The sequence below is a fragment of the Streptomyces sp. Q2 genome, assembly GCF_056820935.1.
This window is the reverse complement of sequence record NZ_JBXEJE010000030.1, coordinates 90,065-96,867: the sequence shown is the minus strand read 5'-3', so window position 1 is coordinate 96,867 and position 6,803 is coordinate 90,065. Positions and strand designations below refer to the sequence as shown.

The following is a 6,803-nucleotide window of genomic DNA, read 5'->3' as shown; positions in this document are numbered from 1 at the left end:
GGGGCTGGGGGCCCCCCCCGACGGGGTCACCAGGGCCCTGGCGGAGGCGAGCCCGGAGCGCGGGCCGGAGCTCCGCGGCTAGATCAGACGATCTTCAGGGGCAGGTGCGGCCCGTCCGGCAGGACGACCTTCACGGGGTCCCCGGGCCGCACCACGCCCCCGGTGACGACGACGCTCATGATCCCGGACTTGAACCGCGCTCCGCCCGCCGCGTCCCGTCCGACGACGTGCTTCAACAGCCCCTTCCGGAACCTGTCGATCTGTGCACAGGGGTTCCGCAGCCCGGTGACCTCGACGACGGCCTCGCCCCCGAGGTGCAGCAGGGTTCCGACCGGCAGCCCCAGCAGGTCGACCCCCCGGGTGGTGACGTTCTCCCCGAGCTCCCCGGCCGCGACCTCGAACCCGGCGCCCCGCACCTCGTCGAAGAGCTCCTCGTGGATGAGGTGCACCTGCCGAAGGTTCGGCTGCGAGGGATCCTTCTCCATCCGGAACCGGTGCTTCACCGTCGTCCCGGCGTGCACGTCCCCCTCCACCCCGAGCCCGGCGAGCAGGGTGATGCTCTCCCGGTTCGGCTTGGTGAAGGAGTACGTCCCGTTGCTGCTGACGGCACCGACAGACCCACCCATGATCCCAAGCTCCCCAAATGTCAGACGCCCTCGGCCCACTCGCGCAGCGCCGCCCTGTCGGCGAAATCCGCCACGTTCTTGTCCAGCGGGTCGTCGGTGTACTGGTGGAAGCGCCACTTCGCCTTGATGCGGGGTTGGCCGGCCGTGACGTAGTCCGCGATCCACAGGCCGTCACCCGCGTACGACGTGGTGTCGACGGTCAGCCAGTAGTTCCTATTACAGTACAAGATCACCCTGTTGTTCGGCCGCAGCGCCTTCACCTTGCGGATGAAGTTGTCCTTCTCCGCGTTGCTGGCGTGCCTGCCGTCGCCGGTCGTCTCCCAGTCGACGACCAGGATGTCGCCCGCCCTCTCGGGGGCCTTGCCGACGAAGTACTCCGCCTGGGCCGTCAGGTTGCCCGGCCAGAGGAAGTGGTAGAAGCCGACGACCAGGCCGGCGTCCCGGGCCCGCTTCGTCTGGGCGGCGAGTTTCGGGTTGATGTACGAACGGCCCTCGGTCGCCTTGACGAAGACGAAGGACAGACCGTCGGTGTCGTAGGTGGCGGACTGGTAGGCGCTCACGTCGATGCCGCGCAGCATGGGTGGCTCCCTGAAGTGCCTGTGGGGGGACACGAGTTGATTGCTGACTGCAGCCCCACCTTGGCACGGGTGATCCGCGCGTGACATGGAAACGCCGACCTGCGCTCGTCGGCGGCGGACGTCAGCACTCGATGATGTTGACCGCCAGCCCGCCCCGGGCCGTCTCCTTGTACTTGACGGACATGTCGGCGCCCGTGTCCTTCATCGTCTTGATGACCTTGTCCAGGGACACCTTGTGCGAGCCGTCCCCGCGCATCGCCATCCGGGCCGCCGTGACCGCCTTCACCGCCGCCATGCCGTTGCGCTCGATGCAGGGGATCTGGACGAGGCCGCCGACCGGGTCGCAGGTGAGGCCGAGGTTGTGTTCCATGCCGATCTCGGCGGCGTTCTCGACCTGTTCGGGGGAGCCGCCGAGGACTTCGGCGAGTGCGCCCGCCGCCATCGAGCAGGCGGAGCCGACCTCGCCCTGGCAGCCGACCTCGGCGCCGGAGATGGACGCGTTCTCCTTGAAGAGCATGCCGATCGCGCCGGCGGCCAGCATGAAGCGGACCACCCCGTCCTCGTCCGCGCCCGGCACGAAGTTGATGTAGTAGTGGAGCACCGCGGGGATGATGCCGGCCGCCCCGTTCGTCGGCGCGGTCACCACGCGGCCGCCCGCCGCGTTCTCCTCGTTCACCGCCATCGCGTAGAGCGTGATCCACTCCATCGCGTGCGCCAACGGGTCGCCCTCCGCCCGGAGTTGGCGTGCCGACATGGCGGCCCTGCGGCGGACCTTCAAGCCGCCCGGCAGGATGCCCTCGCGGGCCATGCCGCGCGACACGCACGCCTGCATGACCCGCCAGATCTCCAGCAGCCCCGCACGGATCTCCTCTTCCGTGCGCCAGGCCCGCTCGTTCTCCAGCATCAGCGCGGAGATCGACAGACCGGTCTCCTGCGTCAGGCGCAGCAACTCGTCGCCCGTGCGGAAGGGGTACTTGAGCACCGTGTCGTCGAGCTTGATGCGGTCGGCGCCCACCGCCTCCTCGTCGACGACGAAGCCGCCGCCGACCGAGTAGTAAGTCCTCGTGAGCAGTTCGGCCCCCGAGGCGTCGTACGCCCACAGGGTCATGCCGTTGGCGTGGTAGGGGAGGGTCTTACGGCGGTGGAGGACGAGGTCCTTGTCGAAGTCGAAGGCGATCTCGTGCTCGCCGAGGAGCCGCAGACGGCCCGCCTCCTTGATGTCCGCCACCCGCTGGTCGGCCTTCTCCACGTCCACCGTCCGGGGCGAGTCGCCCTCCAGGCCGAGCAGCACCGCCTTGGGCGTGCCGTGGCCGTGGCCGGTCGCGCCGAGCGAGCCGTACAGCTCGGTCCGTATCGACACCACCGAGTCCAGCAGGGCCTCGTTGCGCAGGCGGCGGGCGAACATACGGGCCGCGCGCATCGGGCCGACCGTATGGGAGCTGGACGGGCCGATGCCGATCGAGAACAGGTCGAAGACCGAGATGGCCACGGGAACTCCTCAGTACGGGTGGTGCAGGGGGTGGGTGCCCCGCACTGACGAGTGTGCGGGGCGCGCCACAAAAAGGAACTACTTGTTCAGACCGGGGTACAGCGGGTGCTTGGCGGCAAGCGCCTTGACCCGGGTCTTGAGGGCTTCGACGTCGTAGGACGGCTTGAGCGCCTCGGCGATGACGTCCGCGACCTCGGTGAAGTCCTCGGCCGTGAAGCCGCGGGTGGCGAGGGCGGGCGTACCGATCCGCAGGCCGGAGGTGACCATCGGCGGGCGCGGGTCGTTCGGGACGGCGTTGCGGTTGACCGTGATGCCGACCTCGTGGAGGCGGTCCTCGGCCTGCTGCCCGTCCAGCTCGGACTCGCGCAGGTCGACCAGGATCAGGTGCACGTCGGTGCCGCCGGACAGGACGTTCACGCCGGCCTCACGGGCGTCCGGCGCGGTGAGGCGCTCGGCGAGGATCCGCGCGCCCTCGACCGTACGGCGCTGACGCTCCTTGAAGTCCTCGGAGGCGGCGACCTTGAAGGAGACCGCCTTGGCCGCGATCACGTGCTCCAGGGGACCGCCCTGGAAGCCCGGGAAGACGGAGGAGTTCAGCTTCTTCGCGAAGTCCTTCCTGGCGAGGATGATGCCGCCGCGGGGCCCGCCGAGCGTCTTGTGCGTCGTGGACGTGACGACGTCGGCGTACTCGACCGGATTCGGGTGCAGGCCCGCCGCGACCAGACCCGCGAAGTGCGCCATGTCGACCCACAGGAAGGCCTCGACCTCGTCCGCGATCCGGCGGAACTCGGCGAAGTCCAGCTGCCGCGGGTACGCCGACCAGCCCGCGATGATCACCTTCGGCCGGTGCTCCTTGGCCAGCCGCTCGACCTCGGCCATGTCGACCAGACCGGCCTCGTCCACGTGGTAGGCGACCACGTCGAACTGCTTGCCGGAGAAGTTCAGCCGCATCCCGTGGGTCAGGTGGCCGCCGTGTGCCAGGTCGAGGCCGAGGATGGTGTCGCCGGGCTTGGCCAGCGCGAACAGGGCGGCCTGGTTGGCGGAGGCACCGGAGTGCGGCTGCACGTTGGCGTACTCGGCGCCGAACAGCTCCTTGACCCGGTCGATCGCGATCTGCTCGGCGACGTCGACGTGCTCGCAACCACCGTAGTAACGGCGGCCGGGGTAGCCCTCGGCGTACTTGTTGGTGAGGACCGAGCCCTGCGCCTCCATGACCGCGAGGGGCGCGAAGTTCTCGGAGGCGATCATCTCGAGGGTGGACTGCTGGCGGCCGACCTCGGCGTCGATCGCGGCGGCGATCTCCGGGTCGAGCTCGTGCAGGGGCGTGTTCAGAACGGACATCAGGTGTACGACTCCTCAGCCGGCGGAAAAGGCGGTGTACTCGTCGGCGGAGAGCAGGTCGCCCGGCTCCTCGGCGACGCGCACCTTGAACAGCCACCCGCCCTCGAAGGGAGCGGAGTTCACCAGCGACGGGTCGTTGACGACGTCCTCGTTGACCTCGGTGACCTCGCCGTTGACCGGGGAGTACAGGTCGGAGACCGACTTGGTCGACTCCAGCTCGCCGCAGGTCTCGCCCGCGGTCACCGCGGCGCCGACCTCCGGGAGCTGGACGAAGACGACGTCACCGAGCGCGTTGGCCGCGTGCTCCGTGATGCCGACCGTCGAGACGCCGTCCGCGGCGGCCGACAGCCACTCGTGCTCCTTGCTGTAGCGCAGCTCTTGGGGGTTGCTCATGGCCTGAATTCTCCTGTACGCGGGGGAGTGCTGGTGAATGAGGGACTGCTGGAAACGCACGTGAGCAGCGGAAATGTGCGCAGGGTCACGCGCACGGACCGCTCAAGTGTCTACTTCTGGCGCTTGAGTCTCTACTTGCGGCGCTTGTAGAACGGCAGCGCCACGACCTCGTACGGCTCGTGGCTGCCCCGGATGTCCACACCGACACCCGGCGTGCCCGGCGCCGCGTGCGCGGCGTCGACGTACGCCATCGCGATCGGCTTGCCCAGCGTGGGGGAGGGCGCGCCGGAGGTGACCTCGCCGATCACCTCGCCGCCGGCGACGACCGCGTACCCGGCACGTGGGACGCGACGCCCCTCGGCGACCAGGCCGACGAGGACGCGCGGGGGGTTGCTCTCGGCGCGGGAAGCGGCCGCGGTGAGCGCCTCGCGCCCCACGAAGTCGCCCTCCTTCTCGAACTTCACGACGCGTCCGAGCCCGGCGTCGAAGGGCGTCGACGACGTCGACAGCTCATGCCCGTACAGCGGCATGCCCGCCTCCAGACGCAGCGTGTCCCGGCAGGACAGGCCGCAGGGGACCAGGCCGATGCCCTCGCCCGCCTTGGTCAGGGCCTGCCACAGCTCGACCGCGTGCTCCGGCTTCACGAACAGCTCGAAGCCGTCCTCGCCGGTGTAGCCGGTGCGGGCGATGAGCGCCGGGACGCCGGCGACGGTGCCGGGCAGGCCGGCGTAGTACTTCAGGCCGTCCAGGTCGGCGTCGGTGAGGGACTTCAGGATCCCCGGCGACTCGGGTCCCTGCACGGCGATCAGGGCGTAGGCGTCCCGGTCGTCGCGCACCTCGGCGTCGAAACCGGCGGCCCGCTCGGTCAGCGCGTCCAGCACCACCTGGGCGTTGGAGGCGTTGGCGACGACCATGTACTCGGTCTCTTCGAGCCGGTAGACGATCAGGTCGTCGAGGATGCCGCCGTCCTCGCGGCAGATCATGGTGTAGCGGGCCCGGCCGGCGCCGACGGACGCGATGTTGCCCACGAGCGCGTAGTTCAGGAACCGGGCGGCCTGCGGGCCGGTGACCGTGATCTCGCCCATGTGCGAGAGGTCGAAGAGACCGGCCCGGGTGCGCACGGCGGTGTGCTCGTCGCGCTCGGAGCCGTAGCGCAGGGGCATGTCCCAGCCGGCGAAGTCGGTCATCGTCGCGCCGAGCGCGCGATGCAGGGCATCGAGCGCGGTGTGACGGGGTGCGGTGCTGCTCATCGGACGGTCGTCTCCCAAGGCATGACGGCGAGGTCGTTCCTCCCCATCTGTCATCGGAACCTGAGAGGTTCGTCATGACCCCGCGCAGGGGTGGTCACGACTTGCACCTTGGGTGGAGCCACTGTGGCAGCGGCCCGCTTTTCAGATGTGCCTCGCCCGCGCGGTAACGGGGACCTGAGAGATTCAAGGGAGGGACTTGCTCCTTCGGCGCCCCAGCGACGTACGGCTGGGGACTCTCCCGCGCGGATTCAAACGGCCGGTATGCAGTTGGCGCGCACATCATCGCACGCATCTTCGGTGCGCGGCAGGCCGCATCTGTAACCGGCCTGTGGCAGTAAGCGCATGAAAACAGGAGACACCCCGTATTACCTTCTCTTTACACTCGACGGGGAGGGGAACTCGTGACCCGCCCCAGGGGAGGACGATCACGGTGAACAGGACCACGGCGTACGCCACGACCTCGGCCGTCGCGCTGCCCGAGCAGCCCGCGGCCAAGGCCCGCCAGGCGTGCGGGACGCGCCCGGGACCCGTCCTCCGCGACCTGCGCGAACGCGAGGGCCACAGCCCGCACGCACTGCTCTTCGGACCCCGCGACCTCGTCGTGATCACCGGCCTGCCCGGCAGCGGCAAGTCCACGCTGATGCGACGCACGGTCAAGGGCCTGCGGATCGACTCCCAGGACACCCGCGACCGCTGGGACGGCCGGCTGTCCCGCTTCCTGCCGTACGCGGTCTACCGCCCGCTCGTCCGCCTCGCCCACTACGCCGGACTGCGCCGCGCCCTGCGCTCCGGCGAGGGCGTCGTCGTGCACGACTGCGGCACGCAGGCCTGGGTACGCGGCTGGCTGGCCCGCGAGGCCCGCCGCAGGGGCGGCATCCTGCACCTGCTGCTGCTCGACGTCACTCCCGGCACGGCCCTGGCCGGCCAGCGCGAACGCGGCCGGGGAGTCTCGAGGTACGCGTTCCTGCGCCACCGCGGCGCGGCCTCCCGCCTGATCAGCTCCGTGGAGAAGGGCGACCTGCCCCAGGGCTGCGACTCGGCGGTCCTGATCGACCGGGACGCGGCGAACGTCCTGCGCCGGATCGGCTTCACGGGCTGACCCGCGAGCGTCCGCACCCGCTAGCCT

At 70.0% G+C, this 6,803-nt stretch carries 7 protein-coding genes and 2 riboswitches; of the genes, 1 reads left to right on the top strand and 6 read right to left on the bottom strand.

From position 1 onward, the window contains the following. Nucleotides 1–83: 83 nt before the first annotated feature. The 6 genes from ACWBNA_RS31035 to gcvT form a co-directional block, all read right to left on the bottom strand. Nucleotides 84–626, bottom strand: coding sequence for an MOSC domain-containing protein (locus ACWBNA_RS31035; protein WP_482707827.1), 543 nt, complete (start codon nt 624–626; stop codon nt 84–86). 20 nt (nt 627–646) lie between these two features. Then, nucleotides 647–1,204, bottom strand: coding sequence for a glycoside hydrolase family 25 protein (locus tag ACWBNA_RS31030; protein ID WP_482707826.1), 558 nt, complete (start codon nt 1,202–1,204; stop codon nt 647–649). 121 nt (nt 1,205–1,325) lie between these two features. Then, nucleotides 1,326–2,693 (bottom strand): L-serine ammonia-lyase, encoded by a 1,368-nt coding sequence (locus tag ACWBNA_RS31025; protein ID WP_482707825.1) that lies wholly within the window; start codon nt 2,691–2,693, stop codon nt 1,326–1,328. Nucleotides 2,694–2,771: 78 nt separating this feature from the next. After that, complete coding sequence (gene glyA, locus ACWBNA_RS31020) at nt 2,772–4,034, bottom strand: serine hydroxymethyltransferase (protein WP_482707824.1); 1,263 nt, start codon at nt 4,032–4,034, stop codon at nt 2,772–2,774. 15 nt (nt 4,035–4,049) lie between these two features. Then, complete coding sequence (gene gcvH, locus ACWBNA_RS31015) at nt 4,050–4,427, bottom strand: glycine cleavage system protein GcvH (protein ID WP_482707823.1); 378 nt, start codon at nt 4,425–4,427, stop codon at nt 4,050–4,052. A 131-nt stretch (nt 4,428–4,558) separates the two neighbouring features. Next, the gene (gene gcvT / locus ACWBNA_RS31010) at nt 4,559–5,677 is read right to left on the bottom strand and encodes a glycine cleavage system aminomethyltransferase GcvT (RefSeq protein WP_482707822.1); all 1,119 of its coding nucleotides are present in this window, start codon (nt 5,675–5,677) and stop codon (nt 4,559–4,561) included. A gap of 37 nt (nt 5,678–5,714) precedes the next feature. Then, a riboswitch (glycine riboswitch) is annotated at nt 5,715–5,828 on the bottom strand. Continuing rightward, nucleotides 5,829–5,928: riboswitch (glycine riboswitch) on the bottom strand. It lies immediately after the preceding riboswitch. A 173-nt stretch (nt 5,929–6,101) separates the two neighbouring features. Between gcvT and ACWBNA_RS31005 the strand changes: the two genes are divergently transcribed. Further along, nucleotides 6,102–6,776, top strand: coding sequence for an AAA family ATPase (locus tag ACWBNA_RS31005; protein ID WP_482707850.1), 675 nt, complete (start codon nt 6,102–6,104; stop codon nt 6,774–6,776). Nucleotides 6,777–6,803 lie beyond the last annotated feature (27 nt).